This window comes from Bradyrhizobium sp. AUGA SZCCT0283 (assembly GCF_018130385.1).
In the GTDB taxonomy this organism is placed as follows: domain Bacteria; phylum Pseudomonadota; class Alphaproteobacteria; order Rhizobiales; family Xanthobacteraceae; genus Bradyrhizobium.
Map to the genome: position 1 here is coordinate 161,225 of NZ_JAFCLU010000015.1, position 15,157 is coordinate 176,381.

The following is a 15,157-nucleotide window of genomic DNA, read 5'->3' on the forward strand; positions in this document are numbered from 1 at the left end:
TCCGAACATCCTGCGGGGCGCGGCCGATCGGCCGGTCCGGGCCCTTAACAGGGGCCGATTCGCCGCCTATATTGATATTTCCATCAACAATGAAAGGAGGTGATCCAGTGTCTTATACCAAGCGCTGTCACCTCGCTGGGATCGCCCGCTAGGCCTTGAGTTTATGGGTCTGGCATCGGGGCGCTCTCAGCCCTGGACCAGCGAGCACAACAATTGGGGCGCGACGGGAGCCATCCCGCCGCGCCTTTTGTTTGTTCGCGGCCTATGGCTGACCGCCGGCCAGCACCTCGCGGATCTTCCGCGCCAGATCTGCCTTCCGGTATGGCTTTCTGAGCAGGGCCACGCCGGGATCGAGATGGCCCTCATGCACGATCGCGTCGTCGGTGTAGCCGGACGTGTAGAGCACCTTCATTCCCGGACGGCGCGCAATCACAGCTTCCGCCAATTGGCGGCCGTTCATTCCGCCGGGCATGACCACGTCGGTGAACAAGAGATCGAATTCGGCGCCCTGGTCGACCAGCGCGAGCGCCGCCGCACCGTCGCTGGCGACCAGCGTGCGATAGCCGAGGCCGCCGAGCTGGGCGATCACGTAGCCCCGCACCAATGCGTCGTCCTCCACCACCAGGATGGTCTCGTGCCGCCCGAGCGGCGCGGCCGGCGCCGATAGCGGCTCGTCGTCCGTGCGCGCCGCCACGCCTTCCGCGCGTGGCAGATAGAGCTTGACCGAGGTACCGCGCCCCTCCTCGCTATCGATCCTGACGGTGCCGCCGGTCTGCTTGGCGAAGCCGTAGACCATGCTGAGGCCGAGCCCGGTGCCGCGGCCTACCCCCTTGGTGGTGAAGAACGGCTCGAACACGCGATCGCGGATGTCGGCCGGAATGCCGTGACCGGTATCGCCGACGGCGATCATCACGAACTGCCCGGGCTTCATCTCGCTGTCGGCGGAAGCCGAGGCCTCGTCGAACGTCACGTTGGCGGTCTCAATCGTGAGCTTGCCACCGCCGCGCATGGCATCGCGCGCATTGACCGCGAGATTGACGATGGCCGCTGAAAGCTGCGAGGGATCGGCCTGCACAGCCCAGGCGTCGGGTGTGAGCACCGTCTCGATCTCGACGTGCTCGCCGAGCATCGACGTGAGCAGCTTGGCGGTCTCCATCACCAGGCCGTTGATCTCGATCTCGCGCGGCTCCAGCGGCTGGCGCCGCGCGAACGTCAGGAGCTGCGAGGTGATCGACGCGCCGCGCGTCGCCGCGTCGTCGATCAACTGGGCGATCGCGGCGAGTTGCGGCTTGTCCGCCAGGCCGTCCTGCAGGATTTCGATCGTGCCGGTGATCACGGTCAGCACGTTGTTGAAGTCGTGGGCGACGCCGCCGGTGAGCTGGCCGATCGCATCCATCTTCTGCGATTGGCGCAACCGTTCCTCGGCCTCGTGCTGCTTGGTCAGATCGGTTGCCGTGCCGCGATAGCCGAGGAAACGGCCGTCGGCGGCAAATACCGGCCGGCCGTTGACGCTGACATGACGCGCCCGCCCGGCGGAATCGCGATGGTCGTACTCGAAATTGCGGAACGGCTCGTGCCGCTCCAGCAGCGCCATGTGCGCGCGCCATTTCAGCGGCTCGGCCTCTGGGTCGACTGCGACATCGAAGCGGCGCTTGCCGATCAGCGCGGCGCTATTCATGCCGAACGCGTCCAGCCGTTCCGAGACATAGGTGAAGCCGTGATCGGGCCCGGTTTCCCAGAACCAGTCGGAGGCGGTCTCGGCGTAATCGCGAAACCGCTGCTCACTTTGCCGCACATCCTCTTCGGCCTGCCGGCGGACGGAAAGATCCCGCTCCAGCCTTGCATTGGCCTGACGCACGTCGCCATAGGCATGCTGCAGGCTGGTGCAAAGGCCGTTGAACGCCTCGATCACCTTGTCGAGTTCATCGGCTTCGCGCGGCGGCCGGCGATCCAGCCGCAGCGGCGGCGGCGGCCGCGCCAGATTGTAGCCGCTGACGAAGTCGGCGACGGCGACCAGGTGCCGGGTCACCAGCAGGTGGAACAGATAGAGGATGAAGAAGGAGACCAGGAACGTCTTGGCCGCCTGGCTCGCCAGGATGACCAGGGTCTTGTTCAGCAATTGACGATAGACTTCGGTCAGCGTCGCCTCGACGCGGAGAACGCCGATCTGGCGGCGACTTCCCTGCATGACGTAGTCGAGCGGATATTCCCGCGCGATCACCGACCGGGTGGCGCGCTGGCCAAGTGCAAGCCGCACCGGATTCGGGCGGCTGGCGATCTCGCGGATCTCGACGGACTGGACATCCGGCAGGCTGAGGATGCCCTTGAGCTGCAGCTCGAGCTGGTTCTGATCCAGATTCCACAGGCTTTCGCCGAGGCTGTCGGGATAGCTGCGGCCGATTTCATCGAGCCGCGACTCGATCACGCTGACCTCGCGTTCGTATTCGAGATAGAGCTGCAGCGCAGTGAGCGTAAGCGTCACGGCCGAGCTGAACAGCAGCACGCCCGCCAGGAGCCGCAGGCCGATGCCGCTTCGCGACCTGCCAAAGATCCGCGACAGGCCGGAGCCGAAAATCGGCGGCGGCGGTATCGGGTTCAGTTCGTTCTTTGCGGCGACGGGCGACATCGCGCGGTCGCGGCGAAAATCGTTCTCACCGTTGCCCATGCAGCACTTCCCCCGGATCGCGGCACACTCTGCTCCGGCCATTTCTGGAGCCACAGCCGTCCAGGCCAGTCGGCCTTTCGTTCGACCTGATCGACCCTCTCGCGCAAGCCGCCCTGCGCGGTTCTGTTCGGGCGGCGCGAGCCAAATTACGCGTTATGCGCCCTGCAACGGGAATCCGGGGCAGGCTAGCACGCCCTATGCTAAAATGACACCGGTCGACCCGCGCCTTGCGCCGGGCGGGCAGATTGGTGTCAGGCTACGGCGGCGGAAGGCTATGGCCTCGGGAGGCGTGGCTCATGCGGCGGATACTCTTCATCTGTATTTCGATGCTTGTGACCGGCATCCCCTGCCACGCGCAATCGGTCATCAAGCTCGCGAGAATAGCTGACATTCCCGACCAGTTCGTCGGCGGCGAAATATTGCGGGCGGTCTATGCGCGGCTGAATATTTCGATCGAGTTCGCCGACGTCCCCGGCAAGCGGGCCCTGGCGCTCTCGAGCGCCGGCGAACTCGACGGCGAGGTGCACCGGATCGCCAACCTCGCGCAGACCTATCCGACGCTGGTGCAGATCTCGCCGCCGATCAATTACATCGAGCCGTCCGTATTCACGACAACGCTCCGATTTGACGTCAAGGGCTGGGATTCGATCAGGGATTACAGTGTCGGCATCGTGCGCGGCGTCGGCTCATCGGAAGCCGGTACGCGCGGCATGAGCCGCGTCACCGCCGCGACCAGCCTCGAGAACATGATCCAGATGCTCGATGCCGGCCGCTTCGATCTGATGGTCACGGATCTGTTCAGCGGACGCGCCGCCGTCAGGAAATTGAAGCTGCAATCGCGCATCGCCGCGCTGTCGCCGCCGCTGGAACGGATCTACATCTATCATTACCTGCATCAGCGGCATCGCGATCTCGCCAGAAGGGTGGAAGCCGTCGTGCAGGAAATGGACGCGAGCGGCGAACTGGCCCGGTTGCGCGAGACGCTCGTCAAACAGGTGCTGAGCGAGCCGTGACGGAATTGGCGCTGGTTGGGCGCGATCGCGGTTCTGCGCCGGCGGCCTGAATGCGCGATCAGAAACCGCAGAGATTGACGAAGCGCGGACGCGGGCCGCGGCGGTCTTCGACGATGCGCTCGCCGCCATTGACGGCCGAGCTGCCGTAGTAGCGGTGGTGGCCGGTGACGTCATGCCAATCGCCTGCCTGCGACGACGCCGGCTGTGGTGCACGCCATCGGGCGGCATCGCAGATGATCGTGGCTGGCTGGCGTCGCATGACCGTCTCCTTGAATGGGGCGCGTTGGCTCGCGTTCTGCTCATCAGTCGAGCGCCTGCCGGGCGACGTTCAAGGGCCATCCGATATATCGTGTTTCCGGACTGTTTCGCGGGGCCCTCCGTTTGTCGGAATCGACCACCCCCGAACGTCCTCGAAAGGCGGCCAAATCCGGCCCCGCGCATAAAGGAGAAAGCGATGCTCTACGCCATGCTGGCCTATCACGTCGAAGCCGAGGTCACGTCCTGGACCCCGGAGGAGGACGCGGCCCTGATGACCGAACTGCTGGCCGTGCATGACCGGTTGAACGCGAAGAAGCTGCTCGGGCCGGCGGCGCGGCTGGGCGCGACGGCAGAAGCCCGCACCTTGCGAGGTCCGGGCGCCGGAATGGTCATCGACGGGCCGTTTGCCGAGACCAAGGAGCAGTTGCTGGGTCTATATGTGTTGAATTGCGCCGACGAGGAGGAAGCGATCGGGATCGCCCGCGACCTGCGCCGGGTCAATCCGTCAGCCGTCTACGAGATCCGCCCGATCAGGCTCTATCTTCCCGGCGAGGCCTTGCCGGAAACTTCAAATGAACCGGGTCAGGGCTGAGGCAGCCGCACTCGATCGCGCGCTTGAGCCCCGCCGTACTCGGCCGGGCTGCCGCCATCGCGGAACAGACGCTGATTTGGCTTCTGCCATAGCATCATTTCACTACCAGCACGGGGCAGCGAGCCATCTGCACGATGCGGTCTGCCCGGCTGCCGATCATCCGTTCATAGAACGCCGAATGGCCGGTAGCGCCGATCACCAGAAGATCGGCCGAAAGCTGATGCGAAACTTCAATAATCATTCGCACGGGATGACCTGCCAGAACGTGAGGCTGGATTGTCAATTGATGTTGCTCGGCAACCGCGCGGGCCCTCTGAATCACCTGATGATAACGGCGGCCGGCGGTTGCGGTCGTCTCCCTGATTTCCTCGATGTAGTCCGGCATCGAGGGCACTTCCTCCACCAAGACCATGTGGAGGTTGGATTTGTTCTGCTCGGCGATCTGAACCGCGAGCCGCAAAGCCTTGAAGGCCTGCTCGGAACCGTCGTTTGCGTGAAGAATCGTCGCGAACATCGGACACTCCGACTTATTCAGCCTGACCGGGGATTGTTTGAATGGTGTCGTGACTTCGTGTTGAAGCCGACTGGGGTCGGGACTCAGGAAGCAGGTGGCGCGGCAGATAGAATGCGTTAGCGATGATCGTTGGGATCACCGCGCTTCCGATCACCGCGGCGACCAGCGCCGAATATTGGTCTTGGTCGATAATGCCGTGTGACAAGCCATAGAGCGACGAGATGGTTCCGAAGGTTAGTCCGGTCGACATCAGTAGAGTGGTGTACATGGCTTCGCCACGTGGTGATCCGAACAGCCTCGTGACCGGAAGGACGCCGGCGACCTTGGTTGCAATTTTGATCGCCAGGAAGAAGATGAACGCCGAAGGCGCGGCCATCAGTGCTGGAAGCGAGACAAATGATCCCGCACGGATGAAATAGAACGGCGTCAACAGCCCGAATGTGAGCGTTCGCAATCGGCGCACCAGCGCGTGGTCCTTGCCGACTGTGCCCGCCAGCACCATGCCGATCAGGTAGGCTGGCAGCACGGCCTCACTGTCAGCCCAGCTAGCGAGCGCGCCCATCCCAAGTAGGCAGAGCAGAAGAAACTTTGTTTCCAACTCGGAGGGGCGATTTCCGTAGAGGCGGAAGAACCTCGGCGTAAGCCAGGGCAGAATAACGAAGACCACGACGCCGACGCCGAGGAAGACCAGCGTTTTTAGAGTGAAGGGTGCGAAGATCAAGCCGAGCGCGACGACCGTGCCGAGATCGGTGACGAAGCAGGCGGCGAGAATGGTCTTGCCGTACTCCGTGGTGTTGAAGCCGAACTCGATCATAACCGCGTAAACCACGGCGACCGAGGTAGTCGACATAGCGACACCGGCGAGCCAGCTCGGCATGACTTCCCATCCAAGCAGGTAACGAGCGGCGGCCGAGCACCCCAGGAAGGGAAGTAGAAAACTTGCGAAGCCAATTGTCGCCGCTTCTTTCCATTTGAGTTTGAAGACGGCCGGATCGAGTTCGGCTCCCGCGAGAAAAGTCAGGACGATCGCGCCGACGCCGGAAAGAAACTTGATCCAGGATTCGTCGGTGCCAAGCATCGCCGAGCCGATCATCGCGCCGATAATAAGTTGAGCGATCGTGCCGACGACGATCTCGGAGAGCGCGGTGGATATCCGTAGCCAGATCGACAGCAGGCTGGCGATCAGTGCAAGACCGAGCCACAGCGCGGCCAAAGCCCACGTACTGCTCATGATAGCCTCCGCGAGATCGTGAGATCTGCGGCTGACCAGCAAAGCGTTTGAAGAGGTGCCTTTCGCCGAGTGGAGTGAAACGGCGTACAAAGCAGATTGGCTGAGTGGGGCATGGGTCCTCCTGCTCGCGTTTCAGCGTGGCAGGAGTCATCAGCCAGTCTAGGCGGTTTTGGGGGACTCCATCCCCGTGATCTGAATAGTAGGCGTGTCCGAGACGAACGCAAGGGCCGAAGTACCTAACTCGAGTGCCCCCGACTACCGCGTTGCAGCAGGTTCGCGATAACGCCAAGCTCGCGTCACGTTGCGAAGCGGCCTATACTAAGGAGGTGAGGTTCTGGGTGAGCTATTCTGGAGGCTCGTCATGAAATCACACACTGTTCCCTTCGAAAATCGCTGGACCAACGGTCAGCACGCTTGGCAATGGCATTGCGAACTTGAACGATTGGGCGTGCCGAACGTCAGGACGATGTTCTGCGAGCACGAGACCCATCATGGCGATGATCCTGCCGTCATCTTTGACATTCCCTCAGGATTTGTACGCGACTGGCTGGCCTTCCATGACCGGCGCGTGGCCCGCCAGCAGTTGCTGTGGCGCGCGACCGTCATTGTGTTGGGCCTCATTGCAGCGTCCGGCGTGGTGCTCGGGGCGCTGAGATAGTCTCGGGCAGAACTGGCAGCGTGATTGACCGATTTAACGGGTTCGCCTAAGCTCGCGATTAGAGATGGGGATGGAGTCCCTCGATACCCGCCCGTCGTGGGCTGATGACTCCTGCTGGACTGGGCTGCAAGGCCCGTCTCGGCGGGAGCATGGTTCAACCCGCCACAGGCGGGTTTTTTGTTGCCCGATCTCGACTGAGGGTGACGTGATGCCAATTCAAAAGACTGCACCTGGATGGCTGGACTACCTGAAGGGGCGGGGTGGCTTCACGATTGCTCCCCTCGCCGCTGTACTCTCGGTTTGTTTTCTAGCGTTCGTGTTTGAAGCGGAGGGCCACCTCGTCCTCTTACTCTTGGCCCTTGGGTTTCTCACAGCTCTGATGGAAGCGCGCATCCGAGCGGGCAATGCATCATGATCCTGCCGCTTCGCAGATGGTCGCCGTTGAAGGCGGGCGCCGAATAGATGCGCATTAGCAATGCCCGGACCATTGCCGATATCGAGTACGTCGTTGATCCGCCAAGCCAGGGCTCGGACTTAGCGGCTTGGACAGCTTGTGGCATCTCGTGCCGGCGTGACCGGCATCGCTACAGCGGCCGGGATTATTCGTTTTCGTTTGAGCTTCTTCACCTTCACAACGACGCACGGCACAAGGGCTGGCATGTGGTGATTATTAGCGAGCTTTGGCGCTTCGAAGGGATGAGAGGTGAGCCGCGCGTGACAAAATCGTTGCGCGTTCTTCGAGGCAAGGCAGCTGATGTGCTCGCCTGGATGCGTCAGAATCGAGATCAGAAATTGAGGAGAGCAACGTCTTGAGAAGTGCGATAGCTATATTTATTGGCGCGGGTTTCGGAGGAGTTGCGCGTCACTACTTCAATGCGCTGGTGTGGGGCTGTTCGGAACGGCCTTCCCTTGGGGAATCTTCGCGATCAACGTCATGGGTTCGGCCGCGATGGGTGTGATCGTGGAATGGCTGGCCCTGCGTGGCAGCGCGCCTCAGGATCTGCGATTGTTTCTCACGACGGGCATTCTCGGCGGGTTCACTACCTTCTCGACGTTCTCGCTCGATGCCGCCGTGCTGTATGAACGTGGCCAGCCTGGACTTGCTCTGGTTTACGTTGTCGCCTCGGCCGTGGTCGCGATCGGCGGGCTTTTCTTGGGCATGTATGTTGTGCGCCTGGCAACGCCCTAAGATACAAGGAAATGCTGTGAATACAGGTCTCTTTGCCCTCTGGCAGTTCTGGGCTTTGTTGTCAGCCGCTTTTGCGGCGCTGACAGCGGTTTTTGCAAAGGTCGGCGTCACTGACATCGGCTCGGACTTCGCGACCTTCGTGCGCACGATCGTCGTAATATTCGCGCTCAGTGGCATTTTGACAGTTGCGCAGGCTTGGCAGTCGCCCATGTCCGTCCCGGGCCGCAGCTGGCTTTTCCTCATACTCTCTGGTCTCGGTAAGGGCGCATCGTGGATATGCTATTTTCGGGCGCTGAAGTTGGGCGATGCCGCTCGTGTGGCCCCGATCGACAAGCTTTCGGTGGTGTTAGTGGCAATATTTGGCGTGTTGTTTCTAGGTGAACGTCTGACGCCCCTGAACTGGCTCGGTGTTACAATGATCGCAAGTGGCACGATCCTTGTCGCCTGGAGGATTTAGCCCCAGTACCTCGGCAACAAGCTTGCAGATCAGTAAGGCGGTCAGCTTCACCGTGCGTTTTGCGGGAACTTGGTCCAGCCTGCCGCTAGATCTGGTCTTTGCCCTGTTTTCGGTTTCAGCGGTCGGAACAAAGGCTCATCCACTCTTGTCAAAGACAATGACGATCACGCTGCCGTAATCTCCCGGCGTTTGATCTAAATCAAGCTAAGCGCCTCCCACAGGTTTGGAAATCCGGCTGCACTCTTTGTAACTGAGTTCATCCGATGCAAACTTGGGCCCGAACGCTGATTGCCATTGTCTTGGCACTTACGTCATTGAGCGCGATCACCGAGCGCGTGCGCGAAACAGGCGTGACCGATACTGAAATTCGCATCGGCAACGTGATGCCCTATAGCGGGAGTTTGGAAGTCTTCGGAGCGATTGGAAAAGCCGAAGCGGCGTATTTTGAGATGATCAACGAGCGTGGTGGGATCAACGGCCGCAAGGTGCGCTTCATCTCATACGATGACAGATCCGATCCGTCGACCGCGCTGGAGCTTACGCGCGGCCTTATTGAAAAAGACGACGTCCTCTTGATGTTCGGTTCATTCGGGACGCCGGGAAACTTTGCCGTTCGCGCATACTTGAATGAAAGGCAAATTCCTCAACTCTTTGTCGCCTCCGGAGACGATCATCTGAGCGATCCGTCGATGTTCCCGTGGACAATGGGCTGGCAGCCCTCCATTCGGGAAGAAGGGCGGATCTACGCCAACTACATACAGGCGTTCTACCCCGGAAAAAGGATCGTGGCTCTTTGGCAGAACGATCATTTCGGTCGGGAATTGTTCAGGGGGTTGGAAGATGGGCTCGGTGACATCGCCCGGATGATCAGGGTCGACATCGCCTACGATATCGCAGATGAGCATCTGGACACGCACGTATCGATCTTGAAGCGATCAGGAGCCGAAATTTTTGTATTTGCAGGGGTGCCTGCAAACGCAGCGAAAGTCGTCCGAGTAGCGGCGGAACTCAATTGGCATCCGGTGTTCATCTTGAACCAAATGGCTTCATCGATCGCGACGGCGCCAAAGCCCGCCGGCCCGGAAAACGCCTTGGGCGTCATTACAGCCGCCTTCCTGAAGGATGCAAATGACCCGGCCTGGAAGGACGAACAAGCCAGCAAGGACTGGCAGGCATTCATTGAGAAATATAATCGGGCCGGAGGCAAAGACGACAATTCCGCCGTCTTCGGCTACGCCGCCGCCGAGACATTGGCCCAAGTGCTCAAACAATGCGGCAATGACCTGTCTCGCGAGAACGTCATGAAGCAGGCAGCGGCCCTCGAAAACTACCAGGGCTCCATGCTGCTACCCGGGATCAAAATCAGCACTGGCCCCTGGAACTTTCGGCCGATCAAACACCTGCGGCTAATTCAATTCGACGGCCGGACGTGGCAACCGATCGGCGAAGTGCTCGAAACGGCTTTCTCTAATGCTCAGAAGTAGGAGGCTCGCGTTTGAGCGGGCGGTCTGCGGGAGAGTTCATTGGGAGCGTCACGCGCGGCGACAGTCCGTCTACGCTTTCGCTGCGCTTCAGCTACGCCGGACACGCCTCGGCCTGATGGCCTTCGCGTGGCTGCGCCACGCGTAGCCCGTCAGGGCGAAGCGTGGTGGGGAAGGAAGGACTCGAACCTTCGAAGCCATGAGGCGGCTGATTTACAGTCAGCTCCCTTTGCCACTCGGGACACTTCCCCGTCCGCCAGCGTCAGGAACCGGCCGCCCGAGCGGCGGAGGACCGGACCATGGATGACGCTGAGGCCGAAAGCCCGTTTTGAAACCGGCTGCGACCGGCGCGTTTATGGGCGAAGCGGGATGGCAAAGTCAACCAACGGAGCCTGCCAAAATCGCATCTGATGAGGCCAAATTGCCATATTCGGGGACCCGTGACACAAGCTCCCCATGAGTGATCGCGACCGAAAACCACCGTTCCGCCGTGGCGGCGGCAAACCCTTCGAAAAAGGGCGGAAATTCGTCCGTCCGCCCGGTCACCGGGGCCGGGATTCGAGCCCTGACGGGCCGGTGATTCTTTATGGCTGGCACACGGTTTCGGCGGCCCTGGCCAACCCTGAACGGCAGATCCGAAAGCTGTTCCTCACCGAAAACGCCGCAAAGCGCCTGGCGGACGAGAATATCGACACCCGCGTTCCCCCTGAAATCGTCCGCCCGAACGCGATCGACCAGCGGCTTGGCCCCGACGCCGTGCATCAGGGGCTCCTGGCGGAGGCCGATCCCCTGCCCTCGCCCGATATCGATACGCTGCCGCAGGAAGGCATCGTGCTGGTGCTCGACCAGATCACCGATCCGCACAATGTCGGCGCGATCATGCGCTCGGCGGCGGCGTTTGCGGTGAAAGCGATCGTCACCACCGCCCGGCACAGCCCGGAGGCCACCGGCGTACTGGCGAAATCCGCGTCCGGCGCGCTGGAGCTGGTGCCGCTGGTCACGGTGCAAAATCTTGCCCGCGCGCTCAACGAGTTGAACGACCGCGGCTTCATGACGGTCGGGCTGGACAGCGAAGGCAGCGAGGATCTCGGCGCGGTGACGCTGCAGCAGCCCTTGACGCTGGTGCTGGGCGCCGAAGGCAAGGGCCTGCGGCAACTGACGCGCGAGACCTGCCGCGTGGTGGCGCGGCTCGACATGCCCGGCGAGATCAAGAGCCTGAACGTCTCGAACGCCGCGGTGCTGGCGCTCTATATCGGCGCCAGCCGGTTAGGCTTGATGAAATGAAAAGCGCCCGCTCGCGGGAAGCGAGCGGGCGCTGAAACTTGCAAACTACCGTGAGATCAGTAGTAGCGGCGCAGCACGCGCTGGCCGTGGTAAAAACGCGCCGCGTAGCCGTGATGGTGCCGGTGATAATAGCGGTGCGCGCGATGGTGATACGGCCGGTTGTAGCCATAGCCGTAGCCGGAGATCGAGCCTTCGCGATAGACCGGATACGGCGCAAGATTGCCGGGACCGGTATAGGTCGGGCCCTGGTTGACGTAATAGTATTGCTGCTCCGGATCGGGCAGTCGTTCACGGACCCAGCCGCCGCAGGGATTGCAGCCTGCATAGGCCGCGACCGGCGCGACATAGACCGGCTGCGCGCAAGGGGTGTAACCGCAGGCCATCGCGGGCGCTGCGGCCATGACGGCGACTGCGGCGATCAATCCTTTAATCAAATGACGCATAACTCTCTCCTGTCGGTGTTTTTCGTTGACTTGATTTTCTTAGCGTGGAAAAGGCGGCGGCCTGCGCCGGTCATCCTGCGGCGCGTAGATGATTGCGGGCGGATCGATGGGGACGTTCGATTGCGCCGGCAGCGGCGCCGACTGCGCCGACCAGGACTCGTGATAACTCTCGGCCGGCTGCGGCAATCTGCGGTTCGACGGCGGCTCGATCTCCAGCCGTCCATAACCGGGCATGCGGCCTGCGCTCGGATAATAATGGCCGACGCGCGGCACCGGATCGACATAGCGGCCACCGTAGACCGTCGGCTCGACATGGGTGCCCTTGCCCAGCCCCCAATCGCCCTCGACCACCGCATAGGATGCGTCGACGCCGTTAATGATGACGGGTACGCCGGGACGGCCCGGAATCACGATCTCGAAGCCTCCGCCGGCAAAGGCGGCCGAATTCGTCGCGATGAAAAGTGCCAATGTGACGCCGATGCGCATCGCCTGGGATCCCGGTTGCCTCACGTCCCAATTTAATCCAACACGCCATCGCAGGGGTTAAGGCGGCCGGCCAAACTGCCGGTAAGGCTAACGCGCCGGCATGGATCGCCGTTCAATTGCGAGAAATGACGCTATCCAAACGTTAACGCCCCCCAGCCCCGGCCGCCCGCCCGATTGTCATTTGCGCGGCAATATCGCACCATCCCGTCCTCTCCCGCTTCCTTCGAACTCCAGCCGAAATGCCTGAAATGACGACCAAAAAGCCTGCGAAGAACGTGCTCTGGATCATGTGCGACCAGCTTCGCTACGACTATCTCGGCTGCACCGGGCACCCCGTGCTGAAGACGCCGAACATCGATGCGATGGCCAGGCGCGGCGTGCTGTTTTCCAACGCCTATGTGCAGTCGCCGATCTGCGGCCCGTCGCGGATGTCGTTCTATACCGGCCGCTACATGCGCTCACACGGTTCGCACTGGAACGGCTGGCCGCTGCGCATAGGCGAACCGACGCTCGGCGATCACCTGAAGAAGATCGGCGTCCGCAACGTGCTGGTCGGCAAGACGCATATGGCTCCCGACCTCGAAGGCCTGAAGAATCTCGGCATCCCCCAGGACTCGATCATCGGCGTGCATGTGTCGGAATGCGGGTTCGAGCCCTATGAGCGCGACGACGGCCTGCATCCGACCGGACGGCCGCGCCCGGCCTATGACAATTATCTGCGCGCGCATGGCTATGACGCGCCCAATCCGTGGGAGCACTGGGCCAATTCCGGCGCGGCTGATGACGGGACCTTGCAAAACGGCTGGCTCCTGGTTCACGCCGACAAGGCCGCGCGCGTGCCCGACGAACATTCCGAAACGCCCTACATGACGCGGCGCGCGATGGAGTTCATCGCGGAAGCGGAAGACGACGGCCGGCCGTGGTGCCTGCATCTGTCCTACATCAAGCCGCACTGGCCCTATATCGCGCCGGAGCCCTACGCCAGCATGTACGGTCCGCAGGACGTGAAGCAGGTGATCCGCTCGCAGGAGGAGCGCGCCAACGCGCATCCGGTATTCGCCGCCTATATGGACATGCGCTACTCCCGCAACATGTCGCGCAACGAGGCGCGCGATAAAGTCATTCCGACCTATATGGGCCTGATCAAGCAGATCGACGACCAGATGGGCGTCCTGATGCGCTTCCTCGAAGCGCGCGGCCTGCTCGACACTACCATGATCGTGTTCACTTCCGATCATGGCGACTATCTCGGCGATCACTGGATGGGCGAGAAGGATCTGTTCCACGAGCAATCGGCCAAGATTCCGCTGATCGTGATCGATCCATCGGCGTCCGCCGACAGCACGCGCGGCACCGTGAGCGATGCGCTGGTCGAGGCGATCGACCTGGCGCCGACCTTCATCGATTATTTCGGCAGCGATCCGCCGGATCACATTCTGGAGGGACGTTCGCTGCTGCCGCTCCTGCATGGCGACAAGCCTGCAGACTGGCGCAAGGTGGTGTTCTCCGAGTACGACTACGCCATGCAGGACGTCCGCGTGATGCTGAACCAGCCGATCGAGCGCTGCCGGCTGTTCATGGTGTTCGACGGCCGCTGGAAATACATCCACGCCTCCGGCTTCCGGCCGATGCTCTATGACCTCGAAAGCGACCCGCAGGAATTTGTCGACCGCGGCGCCGACTCCGCCTGCGCCGATGTCGTGGCACGGCTGCAGTCGGAGTTGTTCGACTGGGCGCTGCATCCGAGGATGCACATCACCACGCCGAACGCGAAGATCGCGGCGTATGCCGCCCAGCAATTGCAGGTGAAGAACGGCGTGCTGATCGGCATCTGGGACGAGGCGGAACTCGGGGCGATCAGGGAGAAGATCGGGATGAAACCCTAAGAGCCGACCTCGCACGCGCGAATCGCGTTCAGATCTGGGGTTTGGAAATTGGTGTTGCGGCGGAGACACGTCGTGTCGACAAATTGCGGGTGCTCACCCTACCCTTGTTGCAGTTCCGAGCACGCGGACGCTACGGTCGCCCGGAAACACTTCTCAGCCCTTCGAGGGGAGCCATGAAGCCATATCGCGGCGACACCGGATTTGTCGGCTGGCCATCCTTTCTCCGCCAGGCATCGCGGCGTCGACTGCAAACGATAGCGATCGCGGTCTTGCTGCTCCTGCCGATCGGCGCAAGTCCCGCCCGAGCAATGAAGGATTCCGCGTCGGCAGCTTCGACTGCGCATGTCTATCTGCTCCGCGGCGTGCTCAATATTTTTTCTCTGGGGCTCGATGACATTGCGGCACAGCTCCGGGCGCAGGGCATTCCGGTCACTGTCGCGAACTTCGCCTCCTGGTCGTCGCTCGCCGACGAAGCCGCCGCCGGATACAAGAGCGGCAGGATCAAAACGATTGTTCTGGTCGGGCATTCTTCGGGAGCGACCGCACTGCCCGACATGGTCGCCAAGCTGGATCAGCTTGGCGCTCCCGTTAAGCTGGCAATCGGCCTGGATTCGGTGTTTCGCACCAGGCTCTCGGGGCGCGTGGGACGCTACATAAATTTCTACATCGCCAACGGCGCCGGCGAACCGGTCGCGAAGACCGGGCAATTCCAGGGCAAGCTCGAGAATATCAATGTGCAGAACGTGCCTGGCGTCGGGCACATGTCCATCGAAAAGAACCAGATCATGCAGCAGAAGGTGATAAGCGAAATCGACGCCGTCGTCTTCGGCCGATCTGTACCAGCCTCGGGGGCACAGAAGCCGCGGCAGCATGGGGCGGCAAGCATGGCGAGACCTGGCACGGCAAGCACCGCAGCGGTACGTTAAAGCGTGATGGCATTAGCTTCGATAACCTGAGTTTTTAAGGTAGTTGGCGCATTCTTCGGGTGTGAAGGCGTCGA

Annotated in this window: 16 protein-coding genes, 1 tRNA gene and 2 riboswitches; of the genes, 10 read left to right on the forward strand and 7 right to left on the reverse strand. The window is 61.8% G+C overall.

Annotation, left to right across the window (positions count from 1 at the left end; translation table 11 throughout):
* Positions 1-262 precede the first annotated feature (262 nt).
* Positions 263-2,665 (reverse strand): ATP-binding protein, encoded by a 2,403-nt coding sequence (locus tag JQ624_RS21465; protein WP_212420885.1) that lies wholly within the window; start codon positions 2,663-2,665, stop codon positions 263-265.
* Positions 2,666-2,961: 296 nt separating this feature from the next.
* On the opposite strand from JQ624_RS21465, the gene JQ624_RS21470 reads away from it, so the two are divergent.
* Complete coding sequence (locus JQ624_RS21470; protein ID WP_212420886.1) at positions 2,962-3,678, forward strand: ABC transporter substrate-binding protein; 717 nt, start codon at positions 2,962-2,964, stop codon at positions 3,676-3,678.
* A gap of 58 nt (positions 3,679-3,736) precedes the next feature.
* Here the strand turns inward: JQ624_RS21470 and JQ624_RS21475 are convergent, their stop codons facing one another.
* A complete protein-coding gene (locus JQ624_RS21475) occupies positions 3,737-3,937 on the reverse strand; it encodes a hypothetical protein (protein ID WP_212420887.1) in 201 nt (66 codons plus the stop codon).
* A gap of 195 nt (positions 3,938-4,132) precedes the next feature.
* Between JQ624_RS21475 and JQ624_RS21480 the strand changes: the two genes are divergently transcribed.
* Positions 4,133-4,528, forward strand: a complete 396-nt coding sequence (locus JQ624_RS21480; RefSeq protein ID WP_212420888.1) for a YciI family protein — start codon at positions 4,133-4,135, stop codon at positions 4,526-4,528.
* A gap of 94 nt (positions 4,529-4,622) precedes the next feature.
* Here the strand turns inward: JQ624_RS21480 and JQ624_RS21485 are convergent, their stop codons facing one another.
* The gene (locus tag JQ624_RS21485) at positions 4,623-5,042 is read right to left on the reverse strand and encodes a universal stress protein (protein ID WP_212420889.1); all 420 of its coding nucleotides are present in this window, start codon (positions 5,040-5,042) and stop codon (positions 4,623-4,625) included.
* A 13-nt stretch (positions 5,043-5,055) separates the two neighbouring features.
* Positions 5,056-6,273 carry a cation:proton antiporter gene (locus JQ624_RS21490; protein WP_212420890.1) on the reverse strand — a complete coding sequence of 406 codons (1,218 nt, stop codon included), beginning with the start codon at positions 6,271-6,273 and terminating at the stop codon, positions 5,056-5,058.
* Between the two features lie 134 nt (positions 6,274-6,407).
* Positions 6,408-6,469, reverse strand: a riboswitch (Fluoride riboswitch).
* A gap of 165 nt (positions 6,470-6,634) precedes the next feature.
* Here JQ624_RS21490 and JQ624_RS21495 point away from each other — a divergent pair.
* The 5 genes from JQ624_RS21495 to JQ624_RS21515 all read left to right on the forward strand — a co-directional run bounded on the left by JQ624_RS21495 (position 6,635) and on the right by JQ624_RS21515 (position 10,061).
* Positions 6,635-6,931 carry a hypothetical protein gene (locus tag JQ624_RS21495; protein ID WP_212420891.1) on the forward strand — a complete coding sequence of 99 codons (297 nt, stop codon included), beginning with the start codon at positions 6,635-6,637 and terminating at the stop codon, positions 6,929-6,931.
* Between the two features lie 57 nt (positions 6,932-6,988).
* Positions 6,989-7,052: riboswitch (Fluoride riboswitch) on the forward strand.
* 341 nt (positions 7,053-7,393) lie between these two features.
* Entirely contained in the window at positions 7,394-7,744 is a 351-nt protein-coding gene (locus JQ624_RS21500) for a hypothetical protein (RefSeq protein WP_212420892.1), read from the forward strand.
* 70 nt (positions 7,745-7,814) lie between these two features.
* A complete protein-coding gene (crcB, locus tag JQ624_RS21505) occupies positions 7,815-8,120 on the forward strand; it encodes a fluoride efflux transporter CrcB (protein WP_312014462.1) in 306 nt (101 codons plus the stop codon).
* Positions 8,095-8,577 (forward strand): EamA family transporter, encoded by a 483-nt coding sequence (locus JQ624_RS21510; protein ID WP_212420893.1) that lies wholly within the window; start codon positions 8,095-8,097, stop codon positions 8,575-8,577. Before crcB ends, JQ624_RS21510 begins: the two co-directional genes overlap by 26 nt.
* 263 nt (positions 8,578-8,840) lie before the next feature.
* Positions 8,841-10,061, forward strand: coding sequence for an ABC transporter substrate-binding protein (locus JQ624_RS21515; RefSeq protein ID WP_212420894.1), 1,221 nt, complete (start codon positions 8,841-8,843; stop codon positions 10,059-10,061).
* 162 nt (positions 10,062-10,223) lie between these two features.
* On the opposite strand, the gene JQ624_RS21520 is transcribed toward JQ624_RS21515, so the two are convergent.
* Positions 10,224-10,309: transfer RNA gene (locus JQ624_RS21520), tRNA-Tyr, on the reverse strand.
* Positions 10,310-10,514: 205 nt separating this feature from the next.
* On the opposite strand from JQ624_RS21520, the gene rlmB reads away from it, so the two are divergent.
* On the forward strand, positions 10,515-11,342 hold the full coding sequence (gene rlmB, locus JQ624_RS21525; RefSeq protein ID WP_212420895.1) for a 23S rRNA (guanosine(2251)-2'-O)-methyltransferase RlmB: 828 nt from the start codon (positions 10,515-10,517) through the stop codon (positions 11,340-11,342).
* A gap of 56 nt (positions 11,343-11,398) precedes the next feature.
* Here rlmB and JQ624_RS21530 read toward each other — a convergent pair whose 3' ends face one another.
* Positions 11,399-11,785 (reverse strand): hypothetical protein, encoded by a 387-nt coding sequence (locus JQ624_RS21530; protein ID WP_212420896.1) that lies wholly within the window; start codon positions 11,783-11,785, stop codon positions 11,399-11,401.
* Positions 11,786-11,824: 39 nt separating this feature from the next.
* Positions 11,825-12,271 (reverse strand): hypothetical protein, encoded by a 447-nt coding sequence (locus JQ624_RS21535; protein WP_212420897.1) that lies wholly within the window; start codon positions 12,269-12,271, stop codon positions 11,825-11,827.
* Between the two features lie 248 nt (positions 12,272-12,519).
* On the opposite strand from JQ624_RS21535, the gene JQ624_RS21540 reads away from it, so the two are divergent.
* Both JQ624_RS21540 and JQ624_RS21545 read left to right on the forward strand, forming a co-directional pair.
* Positions 12,520-14,157 (forward strand): alkaline phosphatase family protein, encoded by a 1,638-nt coding sequence (locus tag JQ624_RS21540; RefSeq protein ID WP_212420898.1) that lies wholly within the window; start codon positions 12,520-12,522, stop codon positions 14,155-14,157.
* A gap of 41 nt (positions 14,158-14,198) precedes the next feature.
* Positions 14,199-15,083: a hypothetical protein gene (locus JQ624_RS21545; RefSeq protein ID WP_249129967.1), complete on the forward strand. Its 885-nt coding sequence runs from the start codon at positions 14,199-14,201 to the stop codon at positions 15,081-15,083.
* The last annotated feature ends 74 nt before the right edge of the window (positions 15,084-15,157 follow it).

Excerpts from the sequence above, each read along its gene's own strand:
- JQ624_RS21465 (WP_212420885.1), bottom strand. The coding sequence starts at position 2,665 with ATGGGCAACGGTGAGAACGATTTTCGCCGCGACCGCGCGATGTCGCCC.
- JQ624_RS21470 (WP_212420886.1), top strand. The coding sequence starts at position 2,962 with ATGCGGCGGATACTCTTCATCTGTATTTCGATGCTTGTGACCGGCATC.
- JQ624_RS21475 (WP_212420887.1), bottom strand. The coding sequence starts at position 3,937 with ATGCGACGCCAGCCAGCCACGATCATCTGCGATGCCGCCCGATGGCGT.
- JQ624_RS21480 (WP_212420888.1), top strand. The coding sequence starts at position 4,133 with ATGCTCTACGCCATGCTGGCCTATCACGTCGAAGCCGAGGTCACGTCC.
- JQ624_RS21485 (WP_212420889.1), bottom strand. The coding sequence starts at position 5,042 with ATGTTCGCGACGATTCTTCACGCAAACGACGGTTCCGAGCAGGCCTTC.
- JQ624_RS21490 (WP_212420890.1), bottom strand. The coding sequence starts at position 6,273 with ATGAGCAGTACGTGGGCTTTGGCCGCGCTGTGGCTCGGTCTTGCACTG.
- JQ624_RS21495 (WP_212420891.1), top strand. The coding sequence starts at position 6,635 with ATGAAATCACACACTGTTCCCTTCGAAAATCGCTGGACCAACGGTCAG.
- JQ624_RS21500 (WP_212420892.1), top strand. The coding sequence starts at position 7,394 with ATGCGCATTAGCAATGCCCGGACCATTGCCGATATCGAGTACGTCGTT.
- JQ624_RS21510 (WP_212420893.1), top strand. The coding sequence starts at position 8,095 with ATGTTGTGCGCCTGGCAACGCCCTAAGATACAAGGAAATGCTGTGAAT.
- JQ624_RS21515 (WP_212420894.1), top strand. The coding sequence starts at position 8,841 with ATGCAAACTTGGGCCCGAACGCTGATTGCCATTGTCTTGGCACTTACG.
- rlmB (WP_212420895.1), top strand. The coding sequence starts at position 10,515 with ATGAGTGATCGCGACCGAAAACCACCGTTCCGCCGTGGCGGCGGCAAA.
- JQ624_RS21530 (WP_212420896.1), bottom strand. The coding sequence starts at position 11,785 with ATGCGTCATTTGATTAAAGGATTGATCGCCGCAGTCGCCGTCATGGCC.
- JQ624_RS21535 (WP_212420897.1), bottom strand. The coding sequence starts at position 12,271 with ATGCGCATCGGCGTCACATTGGCACTTTTCATCGCGACGAATTCGGCC.
- JQ624_RS21540 (WP_212420898.1), top strand. The coding sequence starts at position 12,520 with ATGACGACCAAAAAGCCTGCGAAGAACGTGCTCTGGATCATGTGCGAC.